General features: G+C 73.1%; 13 protein-coding genes. 6 read left to right on the top strand and 7 right to left on the bottom strand.

Annotation, left to right across the window (positions count from 1 at the left end; all coding sequences use genetic code 11):
* Nucleotides 1-66 precede the first annotated feature (66 nt).
* A complete protein-coding gene (locus PUR53_RS07610; RefSeq protein WP_329907809.1) occupies nt 67-999 on the bottom strand; it encodes an RNA polymerase subunit sigma-70 in 933 nt (310 codons plus the stop codon).
* A gap of 126 nt (nt 1,000-1,125) precedes the next feature.
* Here PUR53_RS07610 and PUR53_RS07615 point away from each other — a divergent pair, with 126 nt between their 5' ends.
* A complete protein-coding gene (locus tag PUR53_RS07615) occupies nt 1,126-3,588 on the top strand; it encodes a cell division protein PerM (protein WP_329907810.1) in 2,463 nt (820 codons plus the stop codon).
* Nucleotides 3,589-3,613: 25 nt separating this feature from the next.
* Here the strand turns inward: PUR53_RS07615 and PUR53_RS07620 are convergent, their stop codons facing one another.
* A complete protein-coding gene (locus tag PUR53_RS07620; RefSeq protein WP_329898639.1) occupies nt 3,614-4,408 on the bottom strand; it encodes a hypothetical protein in 795 nt (264 codons plus the stop codon).
* A 438-nt stretch (nt 4,409-4,846) separates the two neighbouring features.
* Between PUR53_RS07620 and purN the strand changes: the two genes are divergently transcribed.
* Both purN and purH read left to right on the top strand, forming a co-directional pair.
* Nucleotides 4,847-5,476, top strand: a complete 630-nt coding sequence (purN, locus tag PUR53_RS07625; protein WP_329898640.1) for a phosphoribosylglycinamide formyltransferase — start codon at nt 4,847-4,849, stop codon at nt 5,474-5,476.
* On the top strand, nt 5,473-7,038 hold the full coding sequence (gene purH / locus PUR53_RS07630; RefSeq protein ID WP_329898641.1) for a bifunctional phosphoribosylaminoimidazolecarboxamide formyltransferase/IMP cyclohydrolase: 1,566 nt from the start codon (nt 5,473-5,475) through the stop codon (nt 7,036-7,038). The genes purN and purH overlap by 4 nt, the downstream gene beginning before the upstream one ends.
* A 136-nt stretch (nt 7,039-7,174) precedes the next feature.
* On the opposite strand, the gene PUR53_RS07635 is transcribed toward purH, so the two are convergent.
* From PUR53_RS07635 to PUR53_RS07650, 4 genes are all read right to left on the bottom strand, one after another.
* Complete coding sequence (locus PUR53_RS07635) at nt 7,175-9,289, bottom strand: serine/threonine-protein kinase (protein ID WP_329907811.1); 2,115 nt, start codon at nt 9,287-9,289, stop codon at nt 7,175-7,177.
* A 160-nt stretch (nt 9,290-9,449) separates the two neighbouring features.
* Entirely contained in the window at nt 9,450-10,085 is a 636-nt protein-coding gene (locus tag PUR53_RS07640; protein ID WP_329898643.1) for a M23 family metallopeptidase, read from the bottom strand.
* 158 nt (nt 10,086-10,243) lie between these two features.
* Nucleotides 10,244-11,611: a protein kinase domain-containing protein gene (locus PUR53_RS07645; RefSeq protein ID WP_329907812.1), complete on the bottom strand. Its 1,368-nt coding sequence runs from the start codon at nt 11,609-11,611 to the stop codon at nt 10,244-10,246.
* Entirely contained in the window at nt 11,608-12,345 is a 738-nt protein-coding gene (locus PUR53_RS07650) for an FHA domain-containing protein (protein ID WP_329907813.1), read from the bottom strand. The genes PUR53_RS07645 and PUR53_RS07650 overlap by 4 nt, the downstream gene beginning before the upstream one ends.
* A gap of 239 nt (nt 12,346-12,584) precedes the next feature.
* Between PUR53_RS07650 and PUR53_RS07655 the strand changes: the two genes are divergently transcribed.
* Nucleotides 12,585-12,953, top strand: a complete 369-nt coding sequence (locus tag PUR53_RS07655) for a peptidase inhibitor family I36 protein (RefSeq protein WP_329898646.1) — start codon at nt 12,585-12,587, stop codon at nt 12,951-12,953.
* A gap of 65 nt (nt 12,954-13,018) precedes the next feature.
* On the opposite strand, the gene PUR53_RS07660 is transcribed toward PUR53_RS07655, so the two are convergent.
* Nucleotides 13,019-13,597 carry a hypothetical protein gene (locus PUR53_RS07660; RefSeq protein ID WP_329898647.1) on the bottom strand — a complete coding sequence of 193 codons (579 nt, stop codon included), beginning with the start codon at nt 13,595-13,597 and terminating at the stop codon, nt 13,019-13,021.
* Nucleotides 13,598-13,880: 283 nt separating this feature from the next.
* On the opposite strand from PUR53_RS07660, the gene PUR53_RS07665 reads away from it, so the two are divergent.
* Both PUR53_RS07665 and PUR53_RS07670 read left to right on the top strand, forming a co-directional pair.
* Nucleotides 13,881-14,735, top strand: coding sequence for a bifunctional methylenetetrahydrofolate dehydrogenase/methenyltetrahydrofolate cyclohydrolase (locus PUR53_RS07665; RefSeq protein ID WP_257566678.1), 855 nt, complete (start codon nt 13,881-13,883; stop codon nt 14,733-14,735).
* 472 nt (nt 14,736-15,207) lie between these two features.
* The gene (locus PUR53_RS07670; protein ID WP_329898738.1) at nt 15,208-15,660 is read left to right on the top strand and encodes a DUF3017 domain-containing protein; all 453 of its coding nucleotides are present in this window, start codon (nt 15,208-15,210) and stop codon (nt 15,658-15,660) included.
* The last annotated feature ends 209 nt before the right edge of the window (nt 15,661-15,869 follow it).

Consider the following 15,869-nt stretch of genomic DNA (forward strand, 5'->3'; position numbering starts at 1 on the left):
CGCACCCCGTTTTCCGGGGTGCGGGCCCACTGGCGTTCTCCGGATGCGCTGCGGCGGCGACGCCGCTCAGTGGCTCTCCGGGTGCAGGCGTTCCGGCCCGGCGGCCGTCTCCGACCTCAGCTTGGCCCGGAGTTTCTGTTCGGTCTTGGAGAGGGGGCCGGGGGCCGCTCGCGGGGGGATGCCCTGGACCGGGGTGCCCGGGGGGACCGGGGGCTCGTAGTGGTCGGGGGCGGTGTGGAGGGTGAGGGCGGTGGTGGTGAGGAGGAGGGTGGTGAAGGCGATCGCGGCGTGGATCCAGCGCCGGGCGCGCAGTTCGGCCCGGGCGCGCAGGTCGGGGGGCCTGGTCGGGCCGGGGCGGACGTCGGAGGGGAGCGCGGCGAGGAGGCGGTTGAGGTCGTCGGGGGCGACCGGCTGGGGGAGGCGTGCGGTGACGGTCGCGCGGGCGTGGAGGAGGCGGCCCGCCGCGGCGGGTGTGCTGGCCTCCGTCTCGGCGGCCGTGTCGGGCAGGTCGAGGCCGACGCCGTCGTAGAGGAGCAGGGTCCGGCGGTACGGGGGCGGTAGTTCCAGGAGGGCGCTCAGCAGGGCCCGGTCGGTGGGGTCGGCCGGCGGTGGTTCGTGGTGCCGGAAGGGGAGGGGGAGCAGACGGCGCCAGGGGGAGAGGGCGTAGTCGTGGGCCGCTGCCCGCACCCAGCCTGCCGGGTCGCGGTCGACCGCCACCTCCGGCCAGCGGTGCCAGGCGAGTTGGAAGGCGCGCTCCACGGCCTCACGCGCGAGCCGACGCTGCCCGGTGAGCAGATAGGTCTGCTGTACGAGGGTGGGGGCGCAGTAGGCGTAGAGCGCGTCGAAGGCCTGGGCGGGCGTCAGGCGGGGTGGGACCGGGGCCGCGGCGGGATCGACGGTGTCGGGGTCGGTGCCCAGGGGCTGCTGGTACCACTCGGTCCCGCGCTGGGCGAACGGCTCTTCGGTTCCGGTTCCGGGCCCGGCCCCGGGCGCGGTCACCGGATCGCCTCCCGCCGTAGGGACCTCCGTCGGACCAACCCTCGCGCGAGAAAACACATAAGCACATATTGAGCGACACGTGCAGGAAACGTCTGTTACGCCGGTAAAGCGCGTGTCGTTGGGAGCATGGCCGACGTGACGCACGCGACCGATCCGCACGACCCGACCACGGGGCCGGGCCACCCCTCCGACCACGGCTGGTCGGGATCCTTCACGGCACCTGGCGCACCCCAGAGGCAGGGGACGTCGACGGCGTCCCTGTACTCGTCGGCGCCGCGGTCGCCGCTGTCGCCGCTGCTGAGGCGGGCGCGCCGCCGGTCGTCCAAGCTCGTCTCCGGGGTGCTGGGCGGGGCCCTCGCGGCGGGGCTCGGATGTGCGGTGTTCACCGCGCTCGTGACCGTGCTCTGGATCAGTTCGCCGTACCCGGACAGCGGGCCCGGCGGGGCGCTGCACGTGGCGGCGGCCCTGTGGCTGCTCTCCCACGGCGTGGAACTCGTCCGCGCCGACACGCTCTCCGGCGCCCCCGCCCCGGTCGGCCTCGTCCCCCTCCTCCTGCCGGCGCTGCCGGTGGTCCTGCTGCACCGTTCGGCCCGCGACCACGCGGGCGACGGCTCCGGGGTGAGCGCCCGTGCGACCTGGGCCGGGCTGGTCATCGGATACGCGACCGTCGGCGCGGTGGTCACGCTGTACGCCTCCGGGGGCGTGCTGCGGCCGTCATGGCTGTGGGCCGCGCTCTGCGTACCCCTCTTGGCGGCGCTCGCGGCGGGCACGGGGGTGTGGGCGGCGCGCGGGCGCTCCCGGCTGCCCCTGCCCGCGCTCCTCGGGGGTGGTCCGGAGGTGGAAGGGCGGCGGCAGCTGGTATCGACCGCCGGTCGGGCCGCCGGGGCGGGTGTGCTCGTGTTGACCGGCGGGGGTGCCCTCTTGGTGGCGGTTTCCCTGGTCTGGCACGGAGCGGCGACCCGTGACTCCTTCCTCCAGCTCACCGAAGGGCTGTCCGGGCGGTTCGCCGTCCTGCTGCTGTGTGTCGCCCTCGTCCCGAACGCGGCGCTGTGGGCGGCGGCGTACGCGCTCGGCCCCGGCTTCGTGCTGAGCGCCGGGCACACCGTCGCGCCGCTGAGCGTGGCCGCTCCCGCCGTGTTCCTGCCGTCCTTCCCGCTGCTCGCCGCCGTTCCGGCGGGTGGGGGTGCGCCGGTGTGCTGGGTGGTGGGGGCGGTGCCGTTCGCCGCGGGGGTGACGGTCGGGTGGTTCGTCGCGGCGCGGGCCGTCGCCGACCGTTCGGCGCCGTGGTCCGCGTGGCGTACGGCCGCTGCGGCTCTCCTCGCCGCGCTGCTGTCCGCCGCCGCGTTCGCGCTCCTCACCCACCTTGCCGGTGGCCCCCTGGGCGTCGCCGCGCTCACCGATTTCGGCCCCGTGTGGTGGCGGGCGGGCGGCGCGACCGGCGCGTGGGTGGGCGCGGTGGGGGTCCCGGTGGCGCTGACGGCCCGCTGGGCCCGAGCCCACCACCACAGAGCCACGGCACCCGCCCGGCCGACGGGTGGGGCAACGGCAGCGGGAGTGCCGGGGGCGAGAGGGGTCGGCCGGTCGAGGGTGGCGGGGGCGCCGGGGGTCGAGCCCGGGCGGGGCGAGGCGCCGAAGGCGGCGGGGGTTGAGTGCGGGCGGGCGAAGGGAGTGGGAGTGGCGGGGGCTGCCGAGACCGAGCGGGCCAAGGGAGTGGGAGTGGCGGGGGATGAGACCGGGCGGAAGGGGACGGTGGAGGAGCCGGGGGGCGAGATCGGGCGGGAGAGGGTGCTGGAGGCGCCGGTTGGGAACGGGCGGGAGGAGGGGCTGGGAACGGCGGGGGTTGAGACCGGACGGGAGAGAGCCGTGGAGGCACCGGGGGCGGAGGCCGAGCGGGAGGGGGCTCTGGGGACGCCGGGGGCTGAGAGCGAGTGTGAGGGGGCGGCCGGGGCGCGGGCGCCTGACCGGCGGACCCCGAGCGCCCCTGCGACCGCCGCCGGCCGGAACACTTCCGCCGGCTCCGGCCCTGACGCCGGCCCCTACGCTGACTCCGGCTCCGGCCCTGACGCAGTCTCCGGTTCCGGCCCCGACGCAGTCTCCGGCTCTGGCTCCGCGCTCGGTTCTGGCCCCGCCCCCGCTTCTGGCTCCGGCTCCGGTCGACGCTTGGGCTCCGGAGACGGTCCCGCCGACCTCGTTGCGCCGTACGACGCCCTCGACCCGTACGCCCAAAGGGCCGCCGCTCCCGCGACGCCGCCCGTCTGGGACGCGGCTTCCCGCGAAGCCCGCTGGGCGGTGCTGCGCGAGGCGTCGTTGGCCCGAGCCGAAGACGATCGTCTTGATCCGACCCGGACCCCCATGTCGACCCCGACCCCGAACCCGAACCCCACCCCGACCCCGGGGCGTCCTTCGAGGTCCGCCCCCCTCACCGACCTCGGCCCCGCAGGCCGTCCCGGCCCGGCACCAGGCTCCGGCCCCGCGCCGACTCCCGGCCCGGTATCTGGCGTCGGTCCCGTGCCCGGGATCGGGATCCGCTCGTCGTCCGACGCGAACGAGGGTGGGGCAGGGGGCGGCGAGGCCGGGGAAGCGGGCTGACTGTGGCGGGCGGTGTGCGGGGTGGTTACTGCGCGCCCAGTACCTCCCGCAGCGGGCCCTCCGGGAGGAGGTCCTTGCAGGACTTGGCCGAGACCGTGGTGAGGGAGTCGTCGACGCAGGTGTAGTAGTCGCGGTAGACGAACTGCGCCGTGAAGGTGATCGCGACGATCGCGAGCGCGATCGTGGAGGTCACCAGGCCGCTGATGGCCGCCGTCCGCTGCGGGCGACCGCTCGGCCCGGGCGCCGCCGGGCGGGACGGATCCGGCGTGGACGGCTTGGCACGCAGCGCGCTGACGGCCCAGTACACGGCCAGCGAGCCGAGCAGCAGGGCCACGTACGGCCAGGCGAACAGGGCGAAGAAGAAGGCCCACATGCCGCAGAGCAGCGAGTACCGCGCGCGGCGCTGGGCGGGGTCCGTCGGGTCCCAGCGCAACCCGCTGCCCGGACCGCCCTCCGGGCCCTGACCGGAACCGCCGGGCCCACCCGGTCCGCCCTGGCCACCGGGACGCTCACCGAAAGGTCCGCCGGACGAGCGGCCGGGCTGCCGGTCGCTCCACTGACTGCCCCACGGCGAGTGACCACCACCGCGCCCCGCTCCGTCGTCGGACCCCCGGCCGTCGGGCCGGCGCGGCTGCCAGGGCCGGTCGGGCGCGCCCTCGGGCGGCGGCGCGAACGGATTGTCGTCCGAAGAGCCTGAGCCCTGGCCCCGCCCGGGCTGCCCGGGCTGCTCGGGGGTGTCCTCGCTCTCGCGCGGAGGCGTGGGCGAGGAACTCCGCTCGCGCAGCAGGAGCGAAGGAAGGCGGAGGCTGCGGTCCGGCATCAGGAGTGCGTCTTCCCCTTGGTGAATACGGCGATGAGTCAGTGGTGAAGTCTTGCGGTGAGTCAGCGTGAGTCAGTGGTGAAGCCTTGCGGTGCGCTCAGCGGTGTGTCTGCGGTGGACGTCGGTGGTGGACCCAGTCGTGATCTCGGCGGTGAAATCTACTGGTAGGGCATGCGCTGTCACTCCGTGAACGCCCCACACACCGACCGCGTTCCCGAGCCACTCCTGGCAGACGCTACCTCCCGGCCACGCCCCCGTCCCACGGGGGCCGTCCGATGTGCCGGTATCGTTGCTGACGGTCGGCCGCTTCGTAGACTTCCCCGTATCGGGGGACGCGAAGCATTCGTATGAATGCACAAGTGTGCAGGTGCACCGCACGCACCGGCGCCGTCGGCGGACCCGAACGTCTCCGCAGAACCCGTAGAAAGGGCCCCCACCGTGGCCGCCAAGCCCGTGGCCAAGCGCCTCGTCGTGCTGGTCTCCGGATCCGGCACCAACCTCCAGGCGCTGCTGGACGCCATCGCGACGACCGGCGTCGAGGCCTACGGCGCCGAGATCGTGGCCGTCGGAGCCGACCGCGGCGGCATCGAGGGGCTCGTCCGTGCCGAGCGCGCCGGACTGCCCACCTTCGTCTGCCGCGTCAAGGACCACGGAACCCGCGAGGAGTGGGACGCCGCGCTCGCCGAGGCCGTCGCCGCGTACGAGCCCGATCTCGTCGTCTCCGCCGGGTTCATGAAGATCGTGGGGAAGGAGTTCCTGGCGCGGTTCGGCGGTCGGTTCGTCAACACGCACCCGGCCCTCCTCCCCAGTTTCCCGGGGGCTCACGGGGTGCGGGACGCGCTCGCGTACGGCGCCCGGGTCACCGGCTGCACCGTCCACTTCGTCGACGACGGCGTCGACACCGGACCGATCATCGCGCAGGGCGTGGTGGAGATCCGGGACGAGGACGACGAGAGCGCGCTGCACGAGCGCATCAAGGAAGTCGAGCGAAGGCTGCTCGTCGATGTCGTGGGGCGGCTCGCCCGCAACGGCTATCGCATTGAGGGACGAAAGGTAGTTATCCAGTGACCGCCGAGAGCAACGCCAAGCGGGCCATTCGCCGTGCGCTTGTCAGCGTCTACGACAAGACCGGCCTCGAGGACCTCGCGCGCGGGCTGCACGCGGCCGGTGTCGAGCTCGTCTCCACCGGCTCCACGGCCGCGAAGATCGCCGGCGCCGGCGTCCCCGTCACCAAGGTCGAGGAGCTCACCGGCTTCCCCGAGTGCCTGGACGGCCGGGTCAAGACCCTGCACCCCAAGGTCCACGCGGGCATCCTCGCCGACCTCCGGCTGGAGGACCACCAGCGCCAGCTCGCCGAGCTGGGCGTCGAGCCCTTCGACCTCGTCGTCGTGAACCTCTACCCGTTCCGGGAGACCGTCGCCTCCGGCGCCACCCCCGACGAGTGCGTCGAGCAGATCGACATCGGCGGCCCCTCGATGGTCCGCGCGGCGGCGAAGAACCACCCGTCGGTGGCCGTCGTCACCAGCCCGGCGCGGTACGCCGATGTCCTGAACGCCGTCCAGGACGGCGGCTTCGACCTCACCACCCGCAAGCGGCTCGCGGCCGAGGCCTTCCAGCACACGGCCGCGTACGACGTCGCCGTGGCCTCCTGGTTCGCGTCGTCCTACGCGCCCGCGGACGACTCGCAGTTCCCCGACTTCCTCGGTGCCACCTGGGAGCGCGCGCACACCCTGCGCTACGGCGAGAACCCGCACCAGCCCGCCGCGCTGTACGTCTCCGGGACCGGCGGTCTCGCCGAGGCCGAGCAGCTGCACGGCAAGGAGATGTCGTACAACAACTACACGGACACGGACGCCGCGCGCCGTGCCGCGTACGACCACGACGAGCCGGCCGTCGCGATCATCAAGCACGCCAACCCCTGCGGTATCGCGGTCGGCGCGGATGTCGCCGAGGCGCACCGCAAGGCGCACGCCTGTGACCCGCTGTCCGCGTTCGGCGGTGTGATCGCCGTCAACCGGCCGGTCAGCAAGGAGATGGCGGAGCAGGTCGCGGAGATCTTCACCGAGGTCATCGTCGCGCCCGACTACGAGGAGGGGGCCCTGGAGGCCCTCGCCAAGAAGAAGAACATCCGCGTGCTGAAGGCGCCGGGCGCGCCCGGCGCCCCGGTCGAGCTCAAGCCCGTCGACGGCGGTGCGCTGCTCCAGGTGACCGACCGGCTCCAGGCCGACGGGGACGACCCGGCGAACTGGACCCTCGCGACCGGTGACGCCCTCTCCGCCGACGAGCTGGCCGAGCTGGCGTTCGCCTGGAAGGCCTGCCGCGCGGTGAAGTCCAACGCGATCCTGCTCGCCAAGGACGGCGCGTCGGTGGGCGTGGGGATGGGCCAGGTCAACCGCGTCGACTCCTGCAAGCTGGCGGTCGAGCGGGCCGGCGCCGAGCGCGCGCGGGGCTCGTACGTCGCCTCGGACGCGTTCTTCCCGTTCCCGGACAACATCGACGTCCTGGGTGCGGCCGGCGTCAAGGCCATCGTCCAGCCGGGCGGTTCGGTCCGCGACGAGCTGGTCGTCGAGGCCGCGCAGAAGGCCGGGATCACGATGTACTTCACGGGGACGCGGCACTTCTTCCACTGAGCCGCTCCCCTGAGTCCTCCCCGGAGCCGCTCCACTGGGGCGCTCCTGTGAGAGTGCGGTACGCGGGGCCCGTCGGACCACAGCCGACGGGCCCCGCGTCGTACGCGTTCGCAGCGGCAGGGGCCCGCTCGCTCCGCTACGTCGTGCCGCGCAGCGCCGCCCAGGTGTTGGGCCCGACCTGGCCGTCGACCTCCAGCCCCTTCGCGCTCTGGAACTGTTTGACCGCCGACTCGGTGTCCTTGCCGAACTTGCCGTCCACGCCCGAGCCGCCGACGCTGTAGCCGCGCTTCTGGAGCATGCACTGCACCTGTACGACGCGTTGGCCCTCGTCGCCCCGGTCGGTGAGTTCGGTGCCGGAGTAGTAAGTGCACTGGGAGATCCAGGCGGGGGTGGCGGGCTTCGTCGCGGTCCTGGTGGGGGGCGGGGTGGGGGTGGACGCCGCGTCGCGGTCGCTGTCACCGCCGACGCCCGAGGAGCCGCCGGCGCCGGGCGTGGGGTCGGCCGTGTCGCCGGGGGTCGCGTCGGCCGTCGCCCGCGAGGGCCCCACGGACGGGCTGTCCCCGTCCCCCTTCTCCTTGCTCTTCTCGGCGGAGGGGGAGGGCGAGTCGGGGGACCCCGGCAGCGGTGCCGCGGCCTGCCCGTCGGGCGCCGTGCTCGCACCGGCGGTCGGCGCGGCGGACGCGGAGTCCTCGACGGGCGCCCGGGTGACGAAGTACGCCCCCACGGCCACCGCGCACATCGCAAACGCGGCCACGACGACGAAGTACGGCCCTCTCCGCCGCCGGGGTGCCACTGATGTGACGGTGAGCCCCTGACCGCCGCCCGAGGTCGGCGGCCCTCCGTACGAGCCGGGCGCCGGCGCGTGCGCCCCGTACGCCCCGCCCCCGCCCGACGTCGAGGCTCCGTACGCCGTGACCGGCGTTGGGGGTCCATACGTCCCGGCCGGCGTCGGGACTCCGTACGCACCAGGAGGCGGGGAGGCTCCGTACGTACCGACTGGTGTGGGGTCTCCGTACGGACCGCCCGGCGGCCCGGCGTGACCGCCCGGGACGTGGGGTGCGGGCGTCTCGGAAGCCCCCGGCGCATCAGCTGACCCGTGAGCCTGAACCCCAGCCGACCCGGCTGCCCCGGCTGCCCCGCTTCCTTCCGTAGCCCCCGCCGGTTCCGCAGGTCCGAAGCCCGGGACCGGGGCCGGGGTCGGAGCCGGGGTCGAGGTCTTGGTGCGTCGGGTCGGGAGACGGAGGTGGGCCGTCTCCTGGGCGGTGGCGCGGGCCAGTGACGTGCAGGACTGCCGGCGGGCGAGGAGGCGGGAGTTCAGGGGGTCGGGCCAGGGGCGGCCGGTGTCGGTGGCGGCCTCGGTGAGGCGGGCCGGGGTGGGGCGGTCGGCCGGGTTCTTGGCGAGGCAGGCGGTGAGGAGGGCGGCCAGCGCCGGGTCGGCCGAGGCCAGTTCGGACATCAGCGTCGGCTTGGGCTCCTCGAAGGCGACCCGGTGCATGACGTCGACGCCGGTGCCGTCGCCGAAGGGGGCGTGGCCGGTGACGGCGTACACGAGGGTCCCGGCGAGGGAGAAGACGTCCGAGGCGGAGTCGCAGCGGCCGTCCCTGAGGTACTCGGGCGACATGTACGCGGGCGTGCCCACGCGGCTCCCGGTGATCGTGATCGCGCTGCTGTCCACCGCCTGCGAGATGCCGAAGTCGATGACGTGGACGCCGTCGGCGGAGAGCAGGACGTTGGAGGGCTTGAGGTCGCGGTGGACCACCCCCGCCGCCGCGAGGGCCGACAGGGCGCGGCCGAGTTCGCCCACCAGACGCCAGACCGCGGCGGGCGGCAGCGTGCCGCAGTCGCGGACCGCGTCCGTGAGGTTGAGGCCCGGGAGATACTCCGTGGCCATCCAGAGGAGTTCGCGCCCGTGCTCGTCCTCGGGATCGAAGCCGGTGCCGAGCAGCCGTGGGGCGTACGGCGTACGGATCCGGTCGTGCACGCCCGCCTCACGCTGGAAGCGGCGCCGGAACTCCGTGTCCTCGGCGTACTCCGGCCGGATCACCTTCACCGCTGCGAGCCCGGGGCCGTCGTCGGCCAGCCGTGTCAGGTACACCCGGCCCATTCCGCCGCTGCCGAGCAGCCCGAGCGGTACGTACGGTCCGAGGCGCGCGGGGTCCGACGGCCGCAGCGGGGTCGCGCCGGTCAGCTCCAGCGAGGCGTCACCCGACGCCGGGGAGTGCGGCGGCGGTCCGGGCCGCTGGTCTGACATGGGTCTCCCGGGTGGTGTTCTCTCTGGTCGTGCGCTGCCCCAACGGTCCCATGGGCAACAGGAGTTGACGAGAGACTACCGTGCCGGGCGAAGCCGGGAAGGGCCCGCCGGAGCAGGTCCGGCGGGCCCTTCCGAGCTGAGGTTCCCGAACGGTCTCGGATCAGCAGTTCTTGCTGGTGACGTCCTTCCACGTCTTGCCGCTGCCCGTGTACGACTTGCCGTTGAAGTGCACCGGCTTGCGGTGCTTCTCGGTCGGGATCCCGTTGGTCCGGTACCGCTGCTCGTAGTGCAGGTGGGCGTGGTTGCCGCTGTTGTTGCCGGTGGCGCCGACGCGGCCGATCTGCTTCTTCGCGCCGACGGTCTGGCCCACCTTGACGTACTTGGTGGCGCTGTCCTTCAGGTGGTAGTACGCGGTGTACCAGCCGCCGCCGTGGTTGATGATGATCATGTTGCCGGCGCCGGAGTCCTTGTAGGCCTTGACGACCTTGCCCTTGTAACCGGGGTAGACGGGCTTCCCGGAGGAGCCGGTGTTCCCCTTCACCACCATGTCGATGGCCGGGTTGTGACCCCAGGTGTCGATCCGCCAGTGCGTGTTGCACTTGAACGGCATCTGGAACTTCGGCTTGGCCGCCGCGGCCGCCTCGCCCGCGGACGTCGGTGCGGCCGTGGCCGAACCCCCGGCCGCCAGGCCGAAGGAGAGCGCCACGGCGGTCGCGGCGAGCGCGACGGCCGTCCTGCGCCGTGCGGGCTTGGCTGTGGCGGATGCCGTCGTCTTCGTCATCGTCGTCTGCGTCATCGTTTCCCCGTTTCCCCGTGGTGTTCTCGTGCGTCGCTGTTCGCTGTTTGCGGATGGGTGTTCGCTGTGAACGCCTCAAGCATCCGCGTGCGGTCCGTTCCCCGGTACCTCGGAGGTCATAGGGTCAGCCGGTCGTCAGTCGGTCGGCAGCCCGTCGCTCAGCACGACTCCACCCATTCGTGGGAGCGGAGCACCAGGCCGTCGGGGTAGTTGACCTTGGCGTTCTCCTGGACACAGCCGAACGGGTCCTCGCGGTTCGGCTCGCGGAAGAGTTCGACGTCGGCGTGCGGGTCGCCGGAGTAGCCGTTGTTGAAGACCGACCTGGGCCTGGTGTCCTTCGCCCACTCGCAGGTGATGATCCCGCCCAGCCAGTCGTCGTCGTACTCGTACCAGGCGCACATCTCGCCCTGCCCGTTCGCCTCGGTGAAGAAGCAGACGTCGCCCCGGTCGCAGCGCTCGTAGCCCTGCGGGGCGGGTTCGCGCAGGGCCAGCAGGCCGGCCGTGGCGAGGGACACGACCGTGAGCGCGGCAAGTCCGCCGAGGAGGGCCGGGTGGGGGCCGCGCCTCGGCTTGAGGCGGGGGAGCCGTGGGGAGCGCGCCGCCCCGGCCGCCGTCTCGACACGGCGGAGCAGGGACGACGCGGTGTGCGGGGCGCGAGCGGCGTGGGTCGGGGCCAGGCAGTCGGTGACGATCTGCCGCCAGGGACCGGGCAGTTCGGGGGAGAGCCGTAGCTCCTCCCGGCCGCTCGCGTAGCGCAGCACCGCGTCCCGTCGGGCGGGCGGGGTGGCGCCCGGGAAGGGCGGGCCGCCGGTCAGGACGAGGTGGGCGAGGACACCGAAGGCCCAGATGTCCGCGGTCGGCCGGGTCCGGTGCCCGTGCTCGCCGACCTCGGCCCAGAGCAGCTCGGGCGGGGTGTAGTCGGGGGTGGTGAACGCCGGGGAGTAGGCGTGGGTGCCCTCCAGTTCGGCGGCCAGGTTGAAGTCGGCGAGCCGTACCGAACCGTCCGCCATCAGCAGCACGTTGGCGGGCTTGAGGTCGCCGTGCACCCAGCCCGCGTGGTGGAGGTGGGCGACGCCCTCGCAGATCTGGGCGAGGAGCGAGGGCCCGCCCGGCAGGGCGACGGCACGCTGTCCCCGCGCCCGTGCGGCCAGTTGGTCGATGAACTGGTCGAGGGAGCCCTCGGCGCGTTCCAGTACGAGGACGGAGGCGCCGTCGAGCAGCGGGTCCGACGGGTCGTCCACGGTGAGCGTCTCGTACATGCGGATGAGGCGCGGACGACGCAGCCGGAGCAGCAACTCCTTCTCACGCTCGGCGAGTTCCTGGAGATGACGTAGCTGGCGCGGGGTGCGGGTGCCGGTGGGGTGGAACTTCAGGGCGGCTTCGGCGGGCAGCCCCTCGGCCGGTTCCGTGCGCCTCGCGGCGTACACCGTCCCGAAGGCCCCGGACGCCAGCGGCTCACGGATCTCCCAGACACCGACGCGATACCCCTTCGGCACCGGTACGGCGTACGTCTCCTGCGCGCTCATCGGCCCGCACCGCCCTTCAGCAGGGCCAGGTCGGACTCGCGGACGAGGTCGAAGCGCAGGGCCAGGGAGACCAGGCGGTCCTTCTTGCCGTTGAGGCGGGCGCCGCCGGGCGGCGCGGACTCCGGGGCCGGCTTCAGCCGCAGCTTGACGGCCAGGTAGTCGATGTTCCACTGCACGGCGGTGCGGGACACCGACGGCCAACTGGGGCGCAGCAGTTCGACCAGTTCGTCGGCGGTGGCGAGCGCGGCGTGCGGTTCGCCGCGCAGCCGTGGGGCGCACAGGGCGGCCAGCACCTGGAAGTACCGTTTGCCCCGGTCGAGCGGGAACGCGGACGCGGTGGGCGAGCCGTCGCGGGGACCGGCCTGGTCGAGGAAGTCGTGACGCGGGGCCCAGACGTCGAAGCTGAGCAGTTCGTTGCCCGCGGGCAGCACCACCCGCGAGAACTCGAACGGCACCGGCGCGTCCAGCCGCCCCGGCGCGATCTTGATGTGCTCGCCGGCGCCCTCCGGGTTCTCCACGACGTACGTCTGCGCGCGGCTCAGGTTGCTGAGCGTCCAGTAGGCACCCGTGGCCGTGATCTCCCCGGCCTCCCGGGACACGCCCTCGTGCGGAATGGTCAGATGCGGGGTGCCCGGCCGCCGCGTACGGCCGAAGGGCAGGGACTCGCCGGGTGCGAGTCGGATCTGTTCGCCCGGCCGCACTCCGTCCATGGGCACGACGATGATGCTGTGCATGACTGTTTCCTCCCCCGAGGCAGACATGGACGCGTCACGGTACGGGGAGGGGTGGGCAAGCGGCCCAGGTCCGACTTATGCGGCGTTTCCGGAAGGAAACAGTTCTCCCTCGCTTTCCCGCCTCCGTGTCGCCTGTGGCAGGAGCATGCGGAATGGCCGATACCCCGGTGCAGAGGCGTGCGTTCCGCTGCGAGGGTCGAGGGGTCAGCCCCATCGTTCTGGACTCAGGAGGTTCCGTCATGCGCGACAGGCTGAATCGCTTACGGCGGGTCGCGGCTGTCGGCGCGGTGCTCGCGGGCGCGCTCGGTACGGGAACGGGCGGCACCGCCGTCGCCGACCAGCAGGCGGCGGTGGTGGTGCCGTGTCCGCAGGGGTTCGTGTGTCTGTCCGAGAACCCGAACGGCGCGGGCCGCATGTACCGCTTGGCGCAAGGGACGGCGGCCCACTTGGGCTCGGTGTTGGTCGCCGAGGCCACCAACAACACGAGCATCGACTACTGCGTGATCGGCACCTTCAGCTACCTGCTCCGTCCTGGCGAGACTCAGACCCAGGACAGCTTCGTCCGCTCCGTGATGCCCCGTCCGACCAGCGGGACCTGCCCGGTGTGAACGCCGAAGGGCCGTACCCCTCCCGCGGGGTACGGCCCTTCTCGGTGCTCGGTGCTCGGTGGCGCTCAGTAGCGCGGGCGGTTGAACCACGCCTTGCCGTTGGCGTTGCCGACGAAGACGGCGATCAGGATGCCCAGCACCAGGTGGACCAGGCCGATCAGGAAGAACGGGAAGACACCCAGGACGGCCGTGATGATGCCGAAGACCAGCGCGGCGACGCGTACGCCGCTGCCGCCGGACTTGAACTTCACGGCCAGCATGATCGCGTAGACGAGCCAGGCCGTCGCGAAGACGGCGATCGCCACCATCTGCCCGGTGGGGATGTTGCCCAGCGCCTCCGCGAGGGCCGGGTCCTCGGTGCTGTCGCTGGCCGCCGCCACGCCGATCGCGCCGATGCCGTAGAGGAGCACGCCGACGACCTGGAGGCCGACGATGACCCAGAGCATGATGCGGGCCGCGTTCACCGTGCTGGGCATGGTCTCGGGCGCGTTCGGGTAGCCGCCGTAGCCCTGGGAGACCGGCGGGGCGGTCGGGTAGCCGTACCCCGGCTGCTGGGGCTGGTTCTGCTGCGGGTAGCCGTAGCCCTGGGCGGGCGGCTGCTGCTGGGGCTGGCCGTACGGGTTGTTCGGGTCGCCGAAGCTCATGCGGGGTTTCCTCCGTTGCCTGGTGCGGGGACGCGCGGCACGGGTCGGAGGAATGCCCTGCGCTGTTGAAGTGGTCACGCCCCCCGGCAGTGCCCGCGGCACTGTGTCCCAATCGTTTTATATGCCCGCCCGGATGTCCAGGGAGATTCACGGGGTGTTGTGCAAGTGCAACACATCCGATCTTGTTCGGCGGGGCCGGCGATCCGGCTCGGAACGGGTCGGAAAGCGTCCGCCTGGTGACCGGATTGGAACCCGGCGCCGGTCATCCGCGAAGATTGGGGCCATGAGCGCCCAGATTCTCGATGGCAAGGCCACCGCAGCCGCGATCAAGTCCGATCTGACCGCCCGCGTGGCGGTGCTGAAGGAGAAGGGCGTCACGCCCGGACTCGGCACGATCCTGGTCGGGGAAGACCCCGGCAGCCAGAAGTACGTGGCGGGCAAGCACCGCGACTGCGCGCAGGTCGGTATCGCCTCCATCCAGCGCGAGCTGCCCGCGACGGCGACGCAGGAGGAGATCGAGGCGGTGGTGCGGGAACTCAACGAGGACCCCGCGTGCACCGGGTACATCGTGCAGCTGCCGCTGCCCAAGGGCATCGACGAGAACCGCATCCTCGAACTGATGGACCCCGACAAGGACGCGGACGGCCTCCACCCGATGAACCTCGGGCGCCTCGTCCTGAACGAGCCCGCGCCGCTGCCCTGCACCCCCAACGGCGTCCTCACCCTGCTCCGGCAGTATGGCGTCGAGATCAAGGGTGCCGAGGTCGTGGTCGTCGGGCGCGGTGTCACCATCGGCCGTCCGATGCCGCTGCTGCTGACCCGGCGCAGCGAGAACGCGACGGTGACGCAGTGCCACACCGGCACGCGCGATCTGTCCGCGCACCTCAAGCGCGCCGACATCATCGTCGCGGCGGCCGGCTCGGCCCACCTCGTCCGGCCCGAGGACGTGAAGCCGGGCGCCGCCGTCCTCGACGTCGGTGTCTCCCGCTCCGCCGAGGGCAAGATCGTCGGTGACGTCCACCCCGGCGTCGCCGAGGTCGCCGGTTGGATCTCCCCCAACCCCGGGGGCGTCGGGCCCATGACCCGCGCCCAGCTGCTCGTCAATGTGGTCGAGGCGGCGGAGCGCAGTGTCGGCTGACGACAGGCTGGAGGGGACGTCGGGACCCCCGGGGGCCTCCGACCGGCCTGAGCCGCTCGGGGCGCCGGCCGACGCCGGCCCCGTGAACACAGCGGTCGAAACCGCCACGTCGAAGCGCGAGGCCGGTGCGAGCGACGGGTCGGCGCCGCCGGAGAGGGCACAGATGTCGAGGACGACCGAAACGACCGGGGAGACCGGGGCCGGTGAGGTCACCGGGACTGGCGAGGCCACCGGGGCCGACGAGGCGACCGGGACTGGCAAGGCGACCGGGGCCGGTGAGGTCACCGGGACTGGCAAGGCGACCGGGGCCGGTGAGGCCACCGGGACTGGCGAGGCCACCGGGGCCGACGAGGCGACCGGGGCCGACGAGGCGACCGGGCCTGGCGAGGCCACCGAGGTCGGCGAAGCGACCCAGGCGGCCGGGGCCGGTGAGGGCGGAGGCCTTCGGGAGTCGGGCGGGGCGGCTGATGAGATCGAGGTGCGAGATCACATCAGCGTGCCCGATGCCGATGGGAAGCCCGTACGTGGTACGCGGCGGTTTCCGATGTTCACCAAGGACACCGCGCGGCCCGAGGGCGGTGGCCGCGCGGCGCCGCGTGAGGCGCCGGCCCCTGTCCGGCAGTGGCCCATCCTCGTCGTACTGAGCACCGTGGGCCTCGGGCTGCTGCTCACCGCGCTGGACGCGTTCCGGCTCGGCACCATCCTGATCGGCGCCGCGATGCTCGGCGGCGCCGCGCTGCGCTGGGCCGTCCGGGACGTCGGCATGCTCGCCGTCCGCTCCCGCTTCACCGACATGGCCACGTACATCGTCCTCGGCACCGCCATCGTGCTGCTCGCGCTGATGGCCCAGCCCAGGCCGTGGCTGGAGATCCCGTTCCTCAAGGACACGCTGCACTTCACGGTGGGCGACGAGGAGACGGGCTGAGGCATCCCGCCCAGGCCCCGGTCCCCGACGGAAAGCGACGGCGGTCCGTCCCCTCCCCCGAGTAAGGACGGCCCGCCGTCGCGTTCCACGTTCCTGCACGGCGAACGCCCTGTTCAACACCTGTCAGGCCGCTGTGGCACGGAAGTGACCATTCCGCCAAGGTGTCCGCATCGAGCCACGGCGCCGGCACCCGGACGTCATCCCGGCAT

It is taken from the genome of Streptomyces sp. SP18BB07 (assembly GCF_036322545.1).
In the GTDB taxonomy this organism is placed as follows: Bacteria; Actinomycetota; Actinomycetes; order Streptomycetales; family Streptomycetaceae; genus Streptomyces; species Streptomyces deccanensis.